This window comes from Caldimonas hydrothermalis (genome assembly GCF_056746695.1).
Map to the genome: position 1 here is coordinate 216,088 of NZ_JBWQXA010000005.1, position 20,273 is coordinate 236,360.

At 64.9% G+C, this 20,273-nt stretch carries 16 protein-coding genes; 13 read left to right on the forward strand and 3 right to left on the reverse strand.

What is annotated here, in order from left to right; all coding sequences use genetic code 11:
• Window positions 1-2: 2 nt before the first annotated feature.
• From icmH to tssJ, 3 genes are read right to left on the reverse strand one after another with little or no spacing between them, the layout of a single operon-like run.
• Window positions 3-785, reverse strand: a complete 783-nt coding sequence (gene icmH / locus AC1ECW_RS09000; RefSeq protein ID WP_481201666.1) for a type IVB secretion system protein IcmH/DotU — start codon at window positions 783-785, stop codon at window positions 3-5.
• Window positions 782-2,134 (reverse strand): type VI secretion system baseplate subunit TssK, encoded by a 1,353-nt coding sequence (tssK, locus tag AC1ECW_RS09005; RefSeq protein WP_409707551.1) that lies wholly within the window; start codon window positions 2,132-2,134, stop codon window positions 782-784. The genes icmH and tssK overlap by 4 nt, the downstream gene beginning before the upstream one ends.
• A 25-nt stretch (window positions 2,135-2,159) precedes the next feature.
• A complete protein-coding gene (tssJ, locus tag AC1ECW_RS09010) occupies window positions 2,160-2,795 on the reverse strand; it encodes a type VI secretion system lipoprotein TssJ (RefSeq protein ID WP_481201667.1) in 636 nt (211 codons plus the stop codon).
• A 276-nt stretch (window positions 2,796-3,071) separates the two neighbouring features.
• Between tssJ and AC1ECW_RS09015 the strand changes: the two genes are divergently transcribed.
• From AC1ECW_RS09015 to AC1ECW_RS09075, 13 genes are all read left to right on the forward strand, one after another.
• Window positions 3,072-3,716, forward strand: coding sequence for a tetratricopeptide repeat protein (locus tag AC1ECW_RS09015; RefSeq protein ID WP_481201668.1), 645 nt, complete (start codon window positions 3,072-3,074; stop codon window positions 3,714-3,716).
• Between the two features lie 30 nt (window positions 3,717-3,746).
• Window positions 3,747-4,262, forward strand: a complete 516-nt coding sequence (gene tssB / locus AC1ECW_RS09020; protein WP_409708152.1) for a type VI secretion system contractile sheath small subunit — start codon at window positions 3,747-3,749, stop codon at window positions 4,260-4,262.
• Between the two features lie 4 nt (window positions 4,263-4,266).
• Window positions 4,267-5,751, forward strand: coding sequence for a type VI secretion system contractile sheath large subunit (gene tssC, locus AC1ECW_RS09025; protein ID WP_481201669.1), 1,485 nt, complete (start codon window positions 4,267-4,269; stop codon window positions 5,749-5,751).
• Between the two features lie 39 nt (window positions 5,752-5,790).
• Window positions 5,791-6,330, forward strand: coding sequence for an Hcp family type VI secretion system effector (locus tag AC1ECW_RS09030; protein ID WP_409708147.1), 540 nt, complete (start codon window positions 5,791-5,793; stop codon window positions 6,328-6,330).
• 83 nt (window positions 6,331-6,413) lie between these two features.
• Window positions 6,414-6,905 (forward strand): type VI secretion system baseplate subunit TssE, encoded by a 492-nt coding sequence (gene tssE, locus AC1ECW_RS09035; protein ID WP_409708144.1) that lies wholly within the window; start codon window positions 6,414-6,416, stop codon window positions 6,903-6,905.
• Between the two features lie 2 nt (window positions 6,906-6,907).
• Window positions 6,908-8,782, forward strand: coding sequence for a type VI secretion system baseplate subunit TssF (gene tssF, locus AC1ECW_RS09040; protein WP_409708141.1), 1,875 nt, complete (start codon window positions 6,908-6,910; stop codon window positions 8,780-8,782).
• Complete coding sequence (gene tssG, locus AC1ECW_RS09045; RefSeq protein WP_481201670.1) at window positions 8,746-9,816, forward strand: type VI secretion system baseplate subunit TssG; 1,071 nt, start codon at window positions 8,746-8,748, stop codon at window positions 9,814-9,816. The genes tssF and tssG overlap by 37 nt, the downstream gene beginning before the upstream one ends.
• Window positions 9,817-9,841: 25 nt before the next feature.
• Window positions 9,842-12,559, forward strand: coding sequence for a type VI secretion system ATPase TssH (gene tssH / locus AC1ECW_RS09050; protein ID WP_481201671.1), 2,718 nt, complete (start codon window positions 9,842-9,844; stop codon window positions 12,557-12,559).
• Window positions 12,560-12,590: 31 nt separating this feature from the next.
• Entirely contained in the window at window positions 12,591-15,389 is a 2,799-nt protein-coding gene (locus AC1ECW_RS09055) for a type VI secretion system Vgr family protein (protein WP_481201672.1), read from the forward strand.
• A gap of 3 nt (window positions 15,390-15,392) precedes the next feature.
• A complete protein-coding gene (locus AC1ECW_RS09060; protein WP_481201673.1) occupies window positions 15,393-16,277 on the forward strand; it encodes a hypothetical protein in 885 nt (294 codons plus the stop codon).
• Window positions 16,274-18,868 (forward strand): T6SS effector BTH_I2691 family protein, encoded by a 2,595-nt coding sequence (locus AC1ECW_RS09065; RefSeq protein WP_481201674.1) that lies wholly within the window; start codon window positions 16,274-16,276, stop codon window positions 18,866-18,868. Before AC1ECW_RS09060 ends, AC1ECW_RS09065 begins: the two co-directional genes overlap by 4 nt.
• A 10-nt stretch (window positions 18,869-18,878) precedes the next feature.
• A complete protein-coding gene (locus AC1ECW_RS09070) occupies window positions 18,879-19,844 on the forward strand; it encodes a DUF6708 domain-containing protein (protein WP_481201675.1) in 966 nt (321 codons plus the stop codon).
• Entirely contained in the window at window positions 19,837-20,100 is a 264-nt protein-coding gene (locus AC1ECW_RS09075) for a hypothetical protein (protein WP_481201676.1), read from the forward strand. The genes AC1ECW_RS09070 and AC1ECW_RS09075 overlap by 8 nt, the downstream gene beginning before the upstream one ends.
• Window positions 20,101-20,273 lie beyond the last annotated feature (173 nt).

Below are 20,273 nucleotides of genomic sequence, written 5' to 3' on the forward strand. Positions count from 1 at the left end.
CTTCACGGCAGTGTGATCGTCAGGTGTGCCGCCTGTGGAGGCAGCTGGATGAGCTGTTGGTAGGCCGCAAGATCGGCCTGGGTGGACCGGTCGAGCATGGTGCGAATCCCGGCGAAAGCCAGCAGGCCCAGGCAGGCGAAGCCGGCGGCCAGGATCCATGGGGGGATCATCGTGTGCAGCACATGCTGAACGCGGTCGGGCGGTGCCCAATGCGGGGCGAAGCCCATCTTGCGGCCCTTCAGATGGGAAATCTCGTCGCTCAGGCGGGCGGTCAGATAGCCCAGCTTCTCCTGCCCTTCGAGCAGGTACTTGCCCTGGAAGCCCAGCAGCAGGCACATATGAAAGACCTCCAGTGCGGCCAGGCGTGCGGCACCCTGCTGACGCAGGCGTTCGAGATGGAGGAAGAAGTTCTCCCCCGCGAGCTGGTCCCCGAAGAACTGCAGTTGCAGGGGCTGGCGCTCCCAATCCTCGCGCACCTTGAGACCCGAGGTCAGGATCGTTTCGTCGACCAGGGCGCAAAAAGCGTACTTGGCGAGGTGGACATCTTCCGCGCTGGCGTCGAGCTGGACAGAGTTGCGTTCGAATTCGGCGAGGTAGTCTCGCAAGTTTTCTCGCAGTGACGAAGCGTCGACCGGACCATGCCTGTTCTTCAGCAGGAAGATCATGTAGAAGCCCTCATAGAGCAGGTCGACGAGCTTGCCCGCCTGGGTGGGCGGGACGGGCTGCGACTCTGATGTGGGCATCAGCTCGGTGTCCGCGAAAAGAGTGGGGGTCTGCGTGCTCATGGATTCACGGCGATCAGTTCGAGGCGCAGGTCCGGCCAACCCTGGGGCGTGTACAGAGCGATGGCCTGGGCCTGCAGCATGCGTTCGTAGAGAGGGCCGCGCGCCTCCAGCGAGAAGTAGTGCATACCAGGGCGAATGGGTACGGCAGCCGGCACCTGCTGGGCATGGATGAGCCGCACACCGGGCATGGCCGACAGCACGAGCTTCTCCACGTCGTCAGGTGCGCCGATCTTCAAGCGCAGCGGCGCGGTCTCGATGAGTTCGGAGCCCGGCAGTGCCGCCGATAGCCCGAGGAAGAATGCCGTCGAGGCCTGGATCTGTTCGCTGTCCAGGCGGCCGACATGGAATGACGGTTTGCTCTCGTGCAGGGCAATGGCGAAGTAGCGTGTCGAGATCACGGCTTCGAGCATTTCGCGCACGATGTGATCCATCCTGGCGAAGCAGCTGCCCGGGTCCTGATGGTCATAGGCAGGCAGGTCGGTCAGCGTGAAAGACTTGGAGAAGGTCATCAGGGCTCCGGCCAGCTGGAGCAATCCTTGGTACAGGCGCTCGGGATGCAGGCCGGGGTGGCGGGCGAGATGGGACAGGGAGGCATGGGCCGTGCTGACCGTGTGAAGCAACCAGAACGAGGCCACGTCTCCGGATCGGAACTCGATGATGTTCTTCGACGGCTCGCGATGCAGGCCGATCAGCGCATCGGCCTTGGCCTGCAGTGCATCGAGCAGCCGGCGCAGCAGCATCTGCAGCGCCGGGGTGGACTCGATCGCCACCGATGGCGGGATGTAGCGCCGGTCTACTTCGAAGCCGCCGGTCCCTTTGCGTCGCAGGCGCAGCAGCGGCAGGCTCACGGTGTCCTCGCGCAAATCGTGACTGCCACGCAGGCGCGCCGCTTTGCGCAGGACCACCACTTCGGCCGGGACAGCATCCGTGAACCAGTCGCTGGCTTCCGCGTCACCATCCTGCCGGTACCGCAATTCGAGGCCCTCGTCTTCTTCGGTGCGGGCATGGTTGGTCCCCATCCGACGCATCGGAGCGACGCACAGGTGGAACGTGAACTCGGACTGTTGGAGATCCAGATCGGTCAGCGACAGGGCCGGCGGAAGCAGGTCGTCTCGGGGGGCATCGTAGAGATCACCGTCAGGCAGCACGGCTCGAAGCTCCAGCAATTGCAGCAGGCCGGTTTGCAAGGCGTCTTCGTCGATGCGCAAGTGCCTCACGCCCCAGGCGTAGGGGTGCAGCACTTGCGCGACTTGCGCCAGCCGCCACTCGTGGTAGGCGTCTTGCCGCTGAAAGTGCTGGGGTCTGAGGAAGAGGCCCTCACCCCAGAGGATCTTGGAGGATGGAATCACGTTGGTGGGTCCGGGTTACAAGAAGTCATCCGCCCGGGCAGCGGGCGGGCGCAGGGGGAATCGAAGCCGATGGCGGGCCGATGGGCCGACCGATCGCGACGCTGAGACTGCAGGCATGCAGACCGAGCGACAGGCCTGTCTTGGCCGCGTGCCCGGTCTCGAAAGCCAGGCGCCAACCCTGAGCCGGTGGACGATGAAAGAGAGCCACGATGCCGAGGTGGGTCGCGTCTGGCGGGAGGATCTCGTGCCACTCGCGGTGTTGACCAGGCAGCATCTGAACGTCGCGGGCTTCGATCAGGTCTTCTCCCAGCACCTCGCGTTCGCGGGCAGGTGAGGTGAAGGTTTCATGCGGTGCGGACAGAAACGCCTGGACTCCCTTGAGCTTGTACACGCGCGCCACCAGTGACAGCGAACGGCCCTGGTCATCCACATTGAGCGACTCGCTGGCTTGCATCCGCACGGGAATGCGCACTGTCTGGGCAGCGATGGGCGGGGCCGGGTCTTTCGGGGCCAGGCCGACCAGACGCAGCGCACCACTCGTGAGCGCACCGGCCGCATCGACCGCCTTGCCGGCACTCGCGCAACCGACGACGCCCACCAGTGCTCCGAGGGTCAGCAAACGGGCGAGCAAGGTGAACGCCGACAGTGCGCGGTGCCGCATGGCTTTCTTCCCTGAGACGATGCTTGTTGTGATGAGAAGCGGCCGTAGTCTAGGCAAGACCGTTGCGACCGCATTCACCTGTTCGGGGGGATAAGGTGACCGACTGTTTCAACGAGTAATTCTGTGTAACGGCGGCCTCGAAGCCCTAGCTTCATCCGGCCGAGCTGCGATTTAATCCGCAGCCATTCAAGCGACACAAGAGCGCGAGGCCTGCACCAATCTGCAGGAAGGGCGCCGGTCGGAACGATCAGCAACAACAGGTGAGGGGTCTTCTCGATGGACCTAAAAGCAGTCAAAGGGGCGCTGTGGCGCGTCTGGGCGGCAGCCGCCGCAATGGGTTTGGCCGCTTGTGCCGGTCTTCCTCAGACCGAAGACAAGCTGCCCCGGGTGGATCTGCCGCAGGCGCTGACTCAGGCTCGGTCGGCGCAGGAAGCCGGTGATGTGACCAAGGCGGCTGAACTGCTCGAGCAAGCGGCTCGTGCTCATCCTGGTGCAAAGGAGCCTTGGCTCCAGCAGGCTCAGATGCATCTGGAGGCCCGGCGCTATGGCCAGGCCATCGTGGCAGCGCAGGAGGTTCTTCAGCGCGATGTGGGCGACATCACGGCCCACAGCATCATGGCGGTTGCCGGTTTGCGAGCTTCTGCCTTGGCATTGGGGCACCTGCGGCAAGGCAACGCCGTGCAGGGCAGCACCCGCGAGGAAGCCCAGACGTTGACCCAGACGATCCGCGAGGCCATCGGCGAGACCGTGCTCGTGGCGCCAGAACCCGTTCAGGCGCCTCCCGCACGCCCTGCGGGGCCGGTCCGCCGTCGGGAGGCCCATTCCGCTTCGGCTCCGGCACGGCCCCTCCGTCCGGTCGAACCTCCCGTGGCCCGGCCGGCGACGACCGGATCGCGCAATCCCTTCAGTGCTCTCCAGTGAGCGTCCTCCGTCCTCTCCGCAGGAAATCCCATGGCCAAGAAAGACAGTGTGCAAAAGCGTCTCGAGAAGGTGCGTCCGCCCCGGGTGCAGTTGACCTATGACGTCGAGATCGGCGACGCCATCGAACAGAAGGAACTGCCATTCGTGGTGGGCGTGCTGGGCGATTTCGTCGGCAAGCCCTCCGAACAGACGCCCCCACCTCGCCTGAAGGATCGCAAATTCGTCAACATCGATCTCGACAACTTCGATGCGGTCATGGCAGGCATGGCCCCACAAGCGTCCTTCCGGGTACGCAATCTCCTCAGCGAGGAAGGTGGGGAGTTTGCCGTCAACCTTCAGTTCAACCAGATCGACGACTTCCGTCCGGAAGCGGTGGTGCAGCAGGTTGAACCGTTGCGCCGGCTGCTCGAGGCGCGCACCCGTTTGGCCGACCTGCGCAACAAGCTGGCGGGCAACGAGAAGCTGGAGGATCTGCTGGACGAGGTGCTGCGCAACACGGAGCAGCTTGAACGCCTGGGCCGGGAAGCCCAAACCACGAAGGAGTGATGCCATGAGTGCCCAAGCCCTCGCGCAAGCGCCCCAACCCGAGCTGGCACCCCATTCGCTGCTCGACCGCATCGTCGAGCAAAGCCGGGTGGCCAAGTCGCCGACCGAGCACCAACGTGCCCGGGACATCATCTCCGAGCTGGTGCGCGAAGTCCTGCAGGGGACCGTGGTTCTCTCCGAGAACCTGTCAGCCACCCTCGATGCGCGGGTGGCCGAGATCGATCAGCTCATCTCCGCCCAGTTGAGTGAGGTGATGCATGCCCCAGAGTTTCAACGGCTCGAATCGTCCTGGCGTGGCCTGCACTACCTGTGCAAGCACACCTCGACCGGGGCGATGATGAAGATCAAGGTCATGCACGCGACGAAAAAGGAGCTCGTGCGGGACTTCAACACGGCCATCGACTTCGACCAGAGCACTCTTTTCAAGAAGGTGTACGAAGAGGAGTTTGGAACCTTCGGGGGGGCTCCCTTCGGCGCCTTGATCGGTGACTACGAAATCGGTCGCCAGCCCGAGGACATGTATTTCATCGAGCAGATGTCCCACGTGGCGGCGGCGGCTCACGCTCCATTCATCTCGGCAGCGTCGCCGGAGCTGTTTGGTCTGGAGGACTTCACCGACCTGGGCAAGCCGCGCGACCTGGCCAAGGTGTTCGACACCGTCGAATATGCCAAATGGAAATCCTTCCGTGATTCAGAGGATTCCCGCTATGTCGGACTGACGCTGCCCCGCTTCCTTGGGCGTCTGCCCTACAACCCGAAAGACGGCACGACGGTCGAGGGATTCAACTTCGTGGAGTCGGTCGACGGCAGCCATCACGACCGCTACCTCTGGGTCAACACCGCTTATGCCTTTGCGGCGCGGCTGACGGCTGCTTTCGAGAGCTACGGCTGGTGCGCCGCCATTCGGGGCGTGGAAGGTGGCGGTCTTGTGGAGGATCTGCCGACGCACACCTTCAAGACTGACGACGGGGAGATTGCGCTGAAATGCCCGACGGAGATCTCGATCACCGACCGTCGCGAGAAGGAGCTCAGCGACCTGGGGTTCATCCCCTTGGTGCACTGCAAGCACACTGACTACGCGGCGTTCTTCGGTGCGCAGTCGGTTCAAAAGCCGCGCAAGTACGACCTGGATGCCGCCAACGCGAATGCGGTGCTCTCCGCGCAGCTCCAGTACATGTTCGCGGTGTGCCGAATTGCGCACTACATGAAGGCGATGATGCGCGACAAGATCGGCAGCTTTGCCTCGGCGTCCAACGTGGAGGACTATCTCAATCGTTGGATCTCTCAGTACGTCACGTCCGATGACGCCGCATCGCAGGAGACGAAGGCACAGTTCCCTTTGCGGGAAGCCTCGGTGCAGGTGTCCGAAGTTCCAGGCCGCCCGGGTGTTTACAGGGCGGTCTCCTTCGTTCGTCCCCATTTCCAACTGGACGAACTTTCCGTGTCCTTGCGCCTTGTGGCGGAACTGCCTCAGGGTGGCAAGGGCTGATTCTCAACGCTCCAACCGTTTCAGTGGAGGACTCTTTTCATGGCGAAAGACATCTACGTCGAGTTCAAGGGAAGCGACATCAAAGGTGATTCCCGGGACAGCAAGCACAAAGACACCGTCGAGGTCTACACCTGGAGCCACGTGGTGCGCCAGCCCAAGTCTGCGACGGCATCCACGGCCGGTGGGCACACGGCTGAGCGCTGCGAACATGGTGAGATGATTTTCACCAAGGACATCGACGGTGCCACGCCCAAGCTGCTTCAGGCCTGTTCGGCAGGCACCATCATCAGCGATGTCGTTGTCTACTTCTATCGGGCTCATGGTGGCAAGAACAATGTGGGCAGCCCGTCTGGCACGCAAAGCCGCCACCAGTACCTGAAGATCGAACTGAAGAACGTCATCGTCTCCTCGGTGGCCCCGACGGTGAACGGCGAGGGTGTCCCCTCCGAGACCTTCACTCTGAAGTATTCGGCGGTGCGCTGGACGTACGACGAGCTCAACATCACGGGTGACAAGTCCGGCAAGGTCAACATCACTGGCGCTTGGGACCTTGCCAAGAACGTTCCCAACTTCAGCTGAGCCCAGACCGTCCCTCACAGAGGAAAGGCGGCTCGTCCGCCTTTCTTTCTGATGGCTGGGATGGCTTCTCGATCCTCTCCCGCATGCAGCGCTACCGCCCCTCCCTCCTGGATTGCCTGCTCGACGACGGCGCTGGCGTGGTCAGCCCTCACGCCTTGCCACAGATGTCGCTGGAGCAGATCAAGGATTGCGTCGCACGCGATCTCGAGGCCTTGCTCAACACCCGTTGTGCTCTGGCGCCACAGGACTTCGACGGGTGGCCGATGAGCGCCCGTTCCTTGCTCTCCTACGGCATGGTGGACTTCAGCAGCCTGAGCCTGGCCAGCCCGGATGACCGGCGACGCATCTGCCAGTCCATCGAATCCGCCATTGGGATCCACGAGCCAAGGCTCAGCGCGGTGCAGGTGACACTGGATACAGGAGCGGCAGCGGCGCAGAAGCTGCATTTCTCCATCCGGGCGTGGCTGCTCGTGGAGCGCTCTAGAGAGCCTGTCAGCTTCGATGCCGTCGTGAACCAGGCAACGCAACACTACCGCGTGCGCTGCTCAGGTGCAGATCGGTCCCTGGGAGGCTGAAGATGGAAGACCTGTTGCCCTACTACGAGCGGGAACTGGCTTTTCTTCGCAACCAATCCCGGGAGTTCGCGCAGCGCTATCCAAAGATCGCGTCCCGTCTTCAACTGAGCGGCGAGTCCTCCGAGGACCCGCATGTGGAACGGCTGATCGAATCGTTCGCGTTCCTGGCGGCCCGGATTCACAAGCGCGTCGAAGACGATTTCCCGCTCTTCACGGAATCCCTGCTGGAGGTCCTCTATCCGCACTACCTCAGGCCGTTTCCGTCGTGTTCCGTGGCGCAGTTCCGCCTGGGCTCTGCGGCCACCCAACTGAACGACGTCGTTCGCGTTCCTCGCGGTGAGTTGCTGCGCAGCCGTCCATTGCGCGGGGTGGCATGCCAGTTTCGAACGGCCTACGACGTCGAACTGGCGCCGGTGAGACTGGCCCACGTGAATTTCCGGATGGCACCACCGCCTTTGCCGGGTGGCAGGTGGCCCGATGGCACATCGGCGGTCGTGTCTATACATCTCGAATCCCTCTCGCCACAGTTCTCGCTGGCGGATTGTCAGGGGAAGTCTTTGAGGTTGTACCTCGATGGTGAGCCATCGCTGGTCAGCGTCCTGCGCGAGGCCTTGTGCTCCAGGTCCCTCGGTGTGATGGTGGAGTCCGGGGACGGCCGTCGGACATCGAGCTTGCTGGGCGAGCGGCCCCGTTTGGTCGGGTTCGAGGATCACGAGTCGATCATCGAGCATGACGCAAGATCGCATGCCGCCTATCGGCTGCTCACGGAGTACTTTGCATTTCCGGAGAAATTCAACTTCGTGGACCTGCTGGTGCCGAGCGGCCGGCGGGGAACAGACTCGGACATCGTGCTCAACAGCAACCGCCTGGTCCTGCACGTGCCTCTGAAGGGCATTCGGAGCGATTCCGATGCGGCCCGGCTGCTAGAGGACCTCGACGTGCACCATCTCCAGCTCGGTTGTACGCCGGTAGTCAATCTCTTCCGAACGCCGGCCGACCCCATCCGCGTGACCCATGCCCGCACGATGTATCCCGTGGTGGTCGACGCTCGCCGCGCGTATGCGTACGAGGTGTATGGGGTCCAGCGGGTGTGGTGTGTGCGTCAGTCCGGTCAGGGAGAGTTCGCCCAGGAGTTCAGGCCGTTCTATTCGTTGCGCCACGACGACTTGCTGCGCGACGGTGAGCGCACCCAGCCGCGGGCCTGCTACTGGTATACGCAGCGCGACGAGCGGATGGCGTTGCACAGCCCTGGCTATGAGTTGGAGCTCGGGCTCGTCGATGCGGACTTCCAGCCGGGCCTGGCGGTCAACGAGACCCTGTCACTCGAGGTGTGGGCCACCAATCGCGATCTGCCGACTCAACTGGCCATTGGACAACCAGGAGGAGACCTCTTCGTCGAGGGTGGCGGTGCCGCTCAGGAGATCTGCCTGTTGCGCCGCCCCACCGCTTGTCTGAGGTTTGCACGAGGGCAAGGAGCCCTGTGGCGGCTGATCTCTCACCTGTCGCTCAACCATCTCTCCCTGAGCCAGGGTGGCATCGACGCGCTCAAGGAGATGCTGAGGCTGTACGACCTGCCGCGAAGCGCGGCCAATCAGCGCCAGATCGATGGCCTGGTCGCTGTTGAGCATCAGCCTGCCGTTGCCTGGTTGCCGGGCAAACCCTATGCCACGTTCGTGCGCGGGACGGACATCCGCTTGACAGTCGACGAGTCGAGCTTCGTGGGGGTAGGCCTGCACTTGTTCGCCGAGGTGATCAACCGCTTCGTCGGCCTTTACACACATCTCAACAGCTTCACGCGGCTGCGGCTGGTGTCAGCCCGCACCGGAGAAGAACTTCTGTCATGCTCTCCCCGCAGCGGCGCTCAATCCCTCGTGTGATCGACCGGCTGCTGGCCGAGCCGCATCGACACGAGTTCTTTCAGGCGGTGCGCCTGTTGTCGCGTTGGCTGTCGGCCCGCGAAGGTCTGGGCGAGCAGGACATCCTCGCGCAGCGGCTGCGCTTCCGCAGTTCCCTCTCACTGAGCTTCCCAGCCAGTGAGATCGAGGATCTCCAGGTGGTGAGGCCGACGCGGGAGGGGCAGGCGTGCACCGACCCCGAGCGCATCGAGATCACGGCTGCGTTCATGGGGCTGCTCGGGGTGCACGGCACCTTGCCACTGCATTACACCGAAACTCTCGTTCGCCGGGAGGTCTTCGGGCGTGATGGTGCGGCGCGCGCCTTTCTCGAGATCTTCAATCACCGGGCCCTTGCCTTGTTCTACCAGGCCTGGAAGAAGCATCGCTTGGCACTGGCATACGAGTCGGACCGAGGGCGGGGCTTTCTGCCGCTGGTGCTGTCCCTGGCCGGACTGGGTCAGGCCTCCTTGCGCAACCGTTTGCTGGAGCGGGCAGGCGCGGGGCTGCACGATGAGTCGGTTGCCCACTATGCAGGGGCCTTGCAACGTCGGCAGTTGTCGGCTTCGCAGCTCGAAGCCTGGGTCAGCGCGCATTTTGCGATCCCCGCCCAGGTTGAGCCGTTCGTCGGTCGCTGGGTTCGACTGCCGGCATCGGCCTGCAGTGCGCTGGGCCGCAACGCGGTGCTCGGGCGCAGCGCTGTCGTTGGAGAACGTTTATGGCAGCGCGACCTGCGGGTGAGGTTGCGCCTGGGGCCGCTGGACCGCCGGCGCTACGACCATTTCCTGCCAGGGGCCACCGGTGCGAGGGCCCTGCAGCGCTTGTTGACATTGGCCTACGGGTTGTCCTTGGAGTTCGAAGTCCGCTTGTGCCTGCGACAGCAGGACGTGCAGCCCACGGCTTTGCACTCCGGGGCCGACGGACCCGGTGCACGGCTCGGCTGGACCACGTTCCTGTGCAGCAGGCCGGTGACCCAGGACCGTGACGACCTGGCCTACGACGTGCTGCCTGCGGCGTGACCTTTCCATTCTCTGGGCATCGAACATGTCTGCATCTCTCAAGACCCTGATCACCAAACTCAACGAGCTGACGCGGCAGGCCGCCGAACGAGCCGCCAACCTGTGCATGGCCCATGGTCATCATGAAGTGGACATCGAGCACCTGCTGTTGGCCTTGCTCGAGGAACCACGCAGCGACCTGAGTCTGCTGTGTGCGCGTTGCGATGTGTCGCCCGCCGGTCTGCGTCGCGACCTCGAGTCCGCACTCACGCGGCTGCCCGCCGGCAATACGCGCACGCCGGTGTTCTCGCAGCGGCTGCCGCAATGGCTGGAGCATGCCTGGCTGATCGCCTCGCTTGACAGCCAGGTGGCGCGAATCCGCAGTGCCCACCTGCTGCTGGCCCTGCTGGCCGAACCCGGCTTGAGGCAGATGGCGGCCCAGGCCTCATCGGCCCTGCTGCGCTTCCCCGTGGAGGACCTGAAACACCGGCTTGACTCCCTGACCACAGGCTCGGCCGAAGCGGTCGGCAGGGTCTCGGCCTCCGCTGAAGAAGTCCCGCCGGTCGAATCGTCTCCCGTATCAGGAGGCACACCGGCGCTGGATCGCTACACGATCAACCTCACCCAGCGCGCCCGTGAAGGGCAGATCGATCCTGTGATCGGGCGTGAAGCCGAAATCCGCCAGGTCATCGACATCCTGCTGAGACGCCGTCAGAACAACCCCATCCTCACCGGAGAGGCCGGGGTGGGCAAGACCGCCGTCGTCGAAGGTTTGGCCTTGCGCATCGCGTCGGGGGACGTGCCCGGGCCTTTGCAGGGGGTGGCCCTGCACGTGCTCGATCTGGGGTTGCTGCAGGCCGGAGCGTCGGTCAAGGGAGAGTTCGAGAACCGGCTTCAGCAAGTCATCGACGAGGTCAGGCGCAACCCGCAGCCGATCGTTCTCTTCATCGACGAGGCCCACACCCTCATCGGCGCCGGAGGGCAGGCGGGTCAGAACGACGCGGCCAATCTGCTCAAGCCTGCGTTGGCCCGTGGGGAGCTGCGCACGGTGGCGGCCACCACCTGGAGTGAATACAAGAAGTACTTCGAGAAAGACGCGGCCCTGGCGCGACGTTTCCAGGTGGTCAAGGTCGAAGAACCGTCCGAGGCCGTGGCCACGGACATGCTGCGTGCGATGGTTCCGTTGATGGAGCGCCATTTTGGCGTGCGCATCTGCGACCAGGCCGTCGCCGAGGCTGTGCGTCTGTCCCATCGCTACATCACCGCGCGGCAGTTGCCCGACAAGGCCGTGGGGGTGCTGGACACGGCCTGCGCCCGCGTGGCCCTGGGGCGCAACGCCACCCCGGCAGTGATCGAGGAGGCCCGTCGCCGACTCGAGGCCCTTGAAGCCGAGCGTCGGGCCCTGCATAAAGAGGCGGCCCAAGGTGTGGATCATCGCGCCCGTCTGGCCGAGATCGAAACCCAAACTAGGGCCGTCCAAGTCTGCCTGGACGCCGACCTGTCCCGCTGGGAGCAGGAGAAGACGCTGGCCGCCGAGATCGATGAGCTGAGCGCACGTCTGGAGCCGAAGGGTGGTGAAGGTCTGCCCCCTCATCCGGCGGGCGAGGCCTCCACCGAACCCCAAGCGGTCCCCGCCAAACCGCGCAAAAAGGGCGAACCCCTGCACTTGACCCCCTGGCAAGCTGCGCTTCAGGCCAAGTTGGCCGAACTGGCGGCCATCCAGGGTGAAGCTCCCCTGGTGCCGGTGCATGTCGATGCCCAGGTCGTCGCCCGTGTCGTGTCGGACTGGACGGGCATTCCCTTGGGAAGGATGGTCAAGGACGACATCCAGGCCGTGCTGCAACTGCAAGAAGCCTTGCAGGCGCGCGTCATCGGCCAGCCGCATGCCCTGGCTGCCGTGGCTCAGCGTGTGCGTACCGCCAGGGCCGGTCTGGAGGATCCGAACAAGCCCCAGGGGGTTTTCCTCTTCGTGGGCCCCAGCGGTGTGGGCAAGACCGAGACCGCACTGGCGTTGGCCGAAACCCTCTACGGTGGAGAGCGCAGCCTCATCACCATCAACATGAGCGAGTACCAGGAGGCCCACAGCGTCTCGGGCCTGAAGGGATCACCGCCGGGTTACGTGGGCTACGGAGAGGGCGGGGTACTCACCGAGGCGGTGCGCCGCAGGCCCTACAGCGTGGTGCTGCTCGATGAGGTGGAGAAGGCCCATCCCGATGTGCTGGAGCTGTTCTTCCAGGTCTTTGACAAAGGCGTGATGGAGGATGCCGAAGGCCGGGAAATCGACTTCCGCAACACCCTCATCATCCTCACGTCCAACGTGGGCTCGTCAACCCTGATGCAGGCTTGCCTGAACAAGGACGAAGACGACAAGCCCAGCCCCGAGTCGCTGGAGGACATGCTCAAACCACAACTGTACAAGGCCTTCAAGCCCGCCTTTCTGGGGCGACTGAAGGTCGTGCCGTTCTACCCGCTGTCCGACGACGTGCTCGAGCGTGTCATCCGTCTCAAGCTCGATCGCATCGGTGAACGCTTCAGAGCCCGACATGGCGCCAGCTTCGAGTATGGCGACGACCTGGTCGAGGCCGTGCTGGCTCGGTGCACCGAAGTCGATACCGGCGCCCGCAAGGTCGATCACCTGCTTGGAGGCAGCCTGCTGCCAGAACTGGCCCAGATGGTGCTTGCCCGCATGGCCGAGGGGCAGCTCGTCGGTCGCATCAGGGCCACCGTGGGCAAGGACGGCCAGTTCAGATACCGCATGAGCTGAAAGGTGTCTCTCAAGCGAACGGAGCCCAACGATGACCCCTCTTTCCGACCTGGCCCAGGTCGTTCGTGCTGCGCTGGCGGGTTTTGACCAACACGAGCGCTTGCTGAGGCTGCACACGCCGCTGGGTCCGCAGGTGCTGCTGGCCGAGCAGGCAGTGATCACCGAGAGCATCGGGCCGTGCGAAGGCGTGGTGGGTTTTCGCATCGAGATGACGGCCCTGAGCGTCAGTGCCCACTTGGAGCTGGACGCACTCATGGGCCGGGCGGTGCGGCTGGATCTGCTCACCGCGGCCAGCCGCAGCCGGCTGCGCTCCTTCCATGGACATGTCACCCACGCCAGCGTGCTGGGCTCGGACGGTGGTTTTGCACGCTATGCACTGGTCATCGAACCCTGGCTGAGCCTGCTGGCCCACCGGGTGGACAGCCGCTGCTTCCAAGGCATGAGCGTGCCTGGCATCGTCGAACAAGTGTTCGCCCATTACCAGCAGCGGGGCGCGCTCATGCCCGCGTGGCGCTGGGCCCTGGCCGACCCACAGAGCTACCCTGAGCGCTCCCTGTGCATCCAGTACCAAGAAAGCGATCTTGCCTTCATCTCGCGGCTGCTGCGCGAAGAAGGGCTGTTCTGGTGGTTTGAGCACGAGGCTCAAGCCGACGACACGCTGGGCCGGCACACCCTGGTCATGGCCGATCACAACGGCGCCCTCAGCCCGGTGCAGCCTGAGCGCGTGCGCTACACCCAGACGCTGGCCAGCGTCAGCGAAGACGGCCTGCACCACTGGATGCCGATGCGGCGCAGCCACGTCGCGCAGGTAGGGCTGGCCAGTTGGGATTACCGCAGCGTGGGCCTGCGCCCCGTCCATGCACAGGCCAACGACGCCTGCGCCAGCGCTCACACCGGCTGGATCGACGTGCCCGGGGTGTACGCCTACGAAGACAGCGCCCAAGGCGAGCGGCTGGCGCGCCGCTGGCTCGACGCCCTGAGCTCGCGGGCGCATCGGGTGCAAGGACACAGCCGCGCCCGCCACCTGCACGCAGGCGGACACTTCGTCCTGGACGGCGCCCCATGGCAGCCCCCCGGGGCCGATCCCGCCCAGCGCTACGCCGTGCTGCGCGTGGTGCACCGGGTGCGCAACAACCTCGCGGCCGATGCACAAGCTGCCCTCGAGCGCGCATCTGCTGCGCCCGAGGCGCCGCAGTACGACAACGACATCATGGCCTTGCCGCTGAGCCAGCCGGTGCGCGCGGCCGTGCTCGACGACATCGAAGGCCAGGTGTTGCTGCAGCCGCGTCCCACGGTGGTGGGAGCGCAAACTGCGGTGGTCGTCGCCCCGGCGCAGGCGCCGGTGTACACCGACCGAGACCACCGCATCAAGATCCAGTTCCACTGGCAGCGCGGCAGCCGCTCCAGCCACCGGCTCGACAGCGACGACGGCCGAGACGACGCCCCGGCCAATGAAGCCAGCGGCACCTGGGTGCGCGTGGCCGAGTCCTGGGCGGGCGACGACTGGGGCACGAACTTCGTGCCGCGCACCGGCCAGGAAGTGGTCGTGCAGTTCCTGGACGGCGACATCGACCGGCCCGTTGTCGTGGGCGCCGTCTACAACGGCAGCGGGCATCCGGATGCCCAGGGCAACCAGGTGGGCGCCGGGGCGGCTGGAGCCACCGGCAACGCGCCGGCATGGTTTGCCGGCAGCCAAGGCGCCGCAGGCCCCGGGCCCCAGGCGCTGCACGAAGGCCACCGGCACGCAGCCGTGCTGTCGGGCTACAAAAGCCAAGAGCTCCCCCACAGCCAAGACGGCGCCGGCGGCTACAACCAGCTCGTCTTTGACGACACCCCCGGCCAGGCCCGCATCGAACTGAGCAGCACCCAGGCGCACAGCCAGCTCCAACTGGGCCACCTGCTGCACCAGCGCGACAACCAACGGCTGCACCCGCGCGGCCACGGCGCCGAGCTGCGCACCCAGGCCTGGGGGGCCGTGCGCGCCGGCTGCGGCCTGCTGCTGAGCGCCTACGCCCAAAGCGGCGGCTCCACCCAAGCCGGCCAGCAGCTCCAGGCCCATCAGGCACACACCCAACTCAGCCAAGGCCTGCAACGCCAGCACGCCCTGGCGCACAGCGCGCGTCAACACCAGGCGCACACCGACACACAGCCGCAGCCCCAGCAGCTGATCAACCACGACGCCTGGCAAGCCACGCTGCAAGAGCTGCAAGCCACCGCCAGCCACGGGGCGGCCAGTGGCACGCACATCGGCGGCGGGCAAGGCACGGTGCAGGCATGGTCCCGCCCGCACCTGCTGGCGTGCGCGCCGGCGGGGCTGGTGTTCACCACCCCGGCGCACCACTTGGTGGCCGCCGGGCGCAGCGTGAGCGTGACGGCCGGGCAAGACCTGTCGCACACGGCCTGGGGCGGCCACCGCGTCATGGCCGCCCAAGGCATCGTGGGCTACACCGCGGGGCGCGCAGCGGGGGCCCAGGCGGCGGCCCATACCGGCATCAGGCTGCACGCGGCCAGCGGGCCGGTGCAAAGCCGCAGCGCCAGCGCGGCCACCCACATCGCCGCGCGCGGGCGCATCGACGTGGCCAGCACGCACGCGCACATCCACATGCAGGCCCCCCGGCACCTGCTGCTGGTAGGCGCCGGCTCGGCCCTGAGGATCGAAGGCGGCCACATCACCCTGAGCACCCCGGGGCGAGCGCAGTTCAGGGCCAGTGTGCGCAGCCTCGAAGGCCCGGGCAGCGCCAGTGCGGGGCTGAGTGTGCCGCCAGCAGGGCAGCTTCGGGGCTGTGCTCAACAAGGGCAGCCGGCCTTGGATGGGTTGAGCGAGTTTTGAGCCATGCTGCAAGAAGACTTCGACCCTCGATGGTTGCAAGACCATCGATATGGCTTGATCGATGCCGCATGGCGAGACGAACTCCCCTCGCACTGGCCCCAACAGGTGGTGGCGCCGGCCGCATTGGGCGCCAACACCTTCGGGTTGCCGGTGCTCATCGACCTGCACGCCTTGCCGGCACCAGGGCTGGACGAACTTCTGAGCCGCGTGCACGCACAAGTCGAGCTTAGAGAAACCACCGTGCTGAGCTGGCTCATCGGCTTTGACGGCACGATGAGCGAGCTGGCTGCTCACATGGCGCTGCGCATGGCCGTGCGCATTGATGGACAGCCCCGGCCGATGAAATTCCGCTACTTCGACCCGGGCACCACCGTGCAACTGCCGCGTGTGATCGGTGAGGCGGGGCTGAGGTGGTTGCTCGGGCCGATCCACTCGGTGTGGCTGCCCTGGGCAGGGCAGTGGATGCGTCTGGCGCGCGACGATCAAGCGCCATCGGCCTTCGCATGGACTGACGAATTCACCGATCGGGCCATGAGGCTGGGGATGGTCAACCGTGTGGCTGCCCGCATGGATCGGCCTGCCGGCGTGCAAGACTGGATCGAGCGCACTGAGCGCATCGACCGTCACGTGATCCGCTTACGGCAGCAGTACGGCCATCTGAGTGCCGACGATCTGACCGAACTGACCTGGCATGCGACCGTGGTCCACCCGTGCATCGATCGCCATCCCCAGGTCGCTCAGTGGCTGGAGCAATTGCGTCACGTTGACCCGCAAGACGAGTTGGATTACCGCGAGCTGGCGGCCAGGATCGAATCATCCCAGTGGCATCAGATGGCCGCCGAACTCCAATCTGAAGAACGACGTGCGAGACAAGCCCTTCAACCATGAGCGCACTGACTGACTCCCCGACCAAGCCTGCATCGTGTGCCTTCCCTTGCGACACCTGTGCCAAACAGGGCTTGCCACTGCTGCTGGCGCGCTATGCGCTGATGCCCGCCGAAGCCAAGGCACCGCGGCTGATGGGCCACTTGAGCGACCCCGAGCTGGGATCAATCGATGTGGGCGAGGGCGCACACTATGGTTTGCGCCTGCTGCGCAGCGGCTACGTTTACGTGTACGACGAAGCGCGCAAGCGCTGGGACGAATACTTCGTAACCGCCGACGGCTACCTGACCAAACTGCCGCCGCGGCTGCGCGCGTTCAAGCTGCATTACCCCATTGCCACGCAGTTTCAATGCGCGCGCAACGGTGCAGCGCCTCTGGCCGGCATCATCACCATCCGCAACCCCAAGCACGCCACCAAGATTTGGATCGGCTTCAGCGACGTGCAATGGACCGATGCCGTTCTGGAAAAGCACCAAGACCCGGCCGTGCGCCAGCGGCACATGCGCTGCATCACCATCTCAGGCGGCAAGGTGGCGCCGCAGGCGTACACGGCGCCCATCGAGCAAGTGGGGCAATGGTTGCCGGAGTTCCAGCTCAGCGCGCAAGCCGGGCAGCAGCTCTATGCGCAGTGGTGCCCGTACCCCTTCAACAGCCGCCATGCGGGACTGCAGACGTTTTTGCAGGCCATCGAGCAGGCCCGCCCCCAAGGGGGCGCGGCCATCGTGGCGCTGCACGATCCGGTGGGCTTGACCATGGAGATCGCCGGCTTGATGGAAGCGCGCAAGCTCGCTTACATGCGCCGTCCGGACATCGAGAAGCCACATTTTGCAGCCAGCGCCATCGTCAACCTGGAGCAGCACCTCAAGGAGCAGGCCAAGCTCAATGAGATCATCGCCGGCGAAGCGCTGGCCCAGGACGAAGAACGGCGCATGCACCTGCCCGCAGGCACCATGGCAGCGATGATCGAGCCTGCGGGCAATCCAACGGCTGCGGCCCAATTGCGCCGCCACACGATGGATGGATTGAACGCGGTGGCGCAAAGAGCTTGGCGACGATACACCCACGATCACCGCAACCTGCCACGCTTCGATGAGGCGGCGGCTCGCAACTGGCTGCAGCAGCACCACCGGGCCTTCGAAGCCTATGACCGGTCGCATATCGCCCCGCTGGCCAAAGCCCACGCGGCGTGGATGCAGCACCGGCGGCTGCAAGGCGCCATGGCATGCCACTACGACACAGCCGACATCCAAAGCGGACTGGCCTACACGGCCACCGTGGGCATGATGATGCGTTACACCAGCGACAAGCAGCCAAGCTTCGATCTATACCTCAGATGGCTGCGTGAGGGTGACGCCACCGCGGCAACCAACCTGGTCATGCGGGCGCTGGCTTTCAACCAAGACGAACTGGCCCGCGCGATCAGCCAAGCCGACGCCAGCGGGGCCATGGATCTGCGCATCTATCCTGCCGACGCGGTGGCTGGTGTGTTCTCCTCGATGCTGGGCAAGCTCCCGGACGGTGCCAAGGCCCACCTGGGGGCGGTGATGGACGGGCTCAGCGGCGCTGCACTGCGCTACTGGAAGGAGTTCGATGAAGGACGAGCTAGCGGCAAGGCGGCGACGGCCCTGGCGGCTGCCAGCGGTCAGCGATTCGTACGGGTGCCGATCACAGGCCGGCGCGACCAGTTCGTGCAGCTCCTCATCGAGCAGATCTACGCCATCGACCCCAGCCTGAAAGCCAGGCACAACCAGGTTGGACGTGCGGTGGCTGCGCAGCTCAGGCTCTTGCAGGTGGAAGGCGTGCGCCTGGAGGGCTCGCGGCGTCAGGGCTGGTATGTCTTGATCGACCGGCAGGTTGTGCAGGCTGCCGTGGCCTCGGGCCAAAGCGGGCATGCGCTGGCCCAACAGGTGGCCCAGGCGCTGCGCACTGCGGCGCAACTCAAGGCCATCGACATGGCGCGTGCCCAGTCGGCCTTGTCGCGTGCGAGCCTGGCTGCCGGTGTCCTGGGCGGGGTGCTGATGGTCTTCAACTACAGCAAGCTGGTGGAAGACGCCTTCCAGGGCATGCGCCACGAACGGCCCGAAGCCCGCGCCCGGCTTGCTTTGGCCACGCTGGCCATTGCTGGCTTTGCCGCAGAAAGCTTGGGGCAGGCGACGGCGGGCACCCGGCTGGGCAATGCGTTGGGGCTGAGGCAGTCCATGGTTCCAAGAGCCATGACGCGATGGGGGCGCCGTCTCAGCCTGGGAGCAGGGATCTTGATGGGGGTGGTGGATTTAGTGGCGGGCGTAGAACAGTACAAGAACAAGGATACCGGCTTGTCAGTCATGTACTTTGCATCAGGCGCGCTTGGCATGATTGCATCCCTAGGCCTGCACTTTGCTGCGGGAGCAACCACGGTTCCTGTTGTGGGCTGGGCCATTCTGATCGGCATGCTGGTGGCGCTGGGCATGCTGACTTTCTTCATCGAAGACACGAAGGACAACAAGTTGCAGGCGTGGTTGAGGCGGTGTCACTTTGGCGCCGGTGCAGACAAGTATCCGGATGCGCGCACGCAGCTCGAGGAGTACGGCGTGGCGCTGGCCACGGCAGTTTGAGGAGCGGTCAATGCCCTTGATCAAGAATGTGATCCATCGTTTCCACGTGAAGCGCCCGCTCACCGCGCGCGAGCGCGAGCTGCGTCTGGACATTCGCAAGCCGGCGGGCGAGGCGCCGCACTACCAGTTGTCGCTGATCCGCCTGAACTCGACCTTTGTCGAGTGCGTGGACAAGTGGTATGAGGAGAGAGGGTTTGGGGCGATGTTCGGGGCGGCTGTCTCCGCGGCTCTTGCGTTCGCTGTACTGTTTGGTACTTACGTGGCACTGAAAGATGGTCATCTAGTTTTTCTGGCGATCGCAGCGGTCGCTTTTGCGGCTCTATTAGTGGGGATCTACATCTTCCTGTGCGACGCCTTCACCTACACGCACTACCCGATCCGGTTCAACCGCAAGAACCGTCAGGTGTACGCTTTTCGTCCTGACGGATCGGTGCTCAAGGTGCCGTGGGATCGGGTGTACTGGACGATTCTGGGCCATGCCAACCCGCTGGGCTGGCTCAACGTGGTGGGCCACGTGATGGATGAATCGGGCAAGACGGTTCTTGAGACGTTCGCGTTGAGCGTGAACACCGCGGGCAAAGAAGGCGAAGAAGATCTGCGCAACCACTTCGAGTTCTTCAGGCTGTACATGCAGGAGGGGCCGGGCGTGGCCTTGCAGAGGATCCATCCGGTGCCGCTGATAATGCTGCCGCCCATCGATCGTCAAAAGGAGTCATGGGCCTTCGGTTGGGAGCGGTTAACCCTGAATGACAACGGTTTTCCGTTGGTGCAACTGATGGGCCAGGTGTTCACGTTGCCCGAGAGCCTGTTCCGCTGGATCGTGATGCGCACGAGCAAGATCCCGCAGTGGCCGCAGTGGGTGGAAGACGAATGCCGCATCGAGCCAGACGATCCGTGGCGGCGGGAGCCTGGGTATCGGGATGAAGCGGCCATTGCGGCCGCGAAGGCGATCGCACGGGCGCGGCGCAGTGGCTGAAGACTGGGGCAGCGCGGCGCATCGGGTGCAAGGACACAGCCGCGCCCGCCACCTGCACGCAGGCGGACACTTCGTCCTGGACGGCGCCCCATGGCAGCCCCCTGGGGCCGATCCCGCCCAGCGCTACGCCGTGCTGCGCGTGGTGCACCAGGTGCGCAACAACCTCGCGGCCGATGCACAAGCTGCCCTCGAGCGCGCATCTGCTGCGCCCGAGGCACCGCATTACGACAACGACATCATGGCCTTGCCGCTGTGACCTGCTCCCCGAGATCCGTACCACGGCAAAGGAACAAAATCCGCGCAATGACCTGCCCCCGTTTCCCGTACCACTGGCTTGGAACATTTCCGCGGGGTTGATGGACTTTACTCTTGGGTCTTCTGGGTCACGCGGGCTGCGTCGTCAGCTTTCTGGCGATGCAGCGAGGCGAA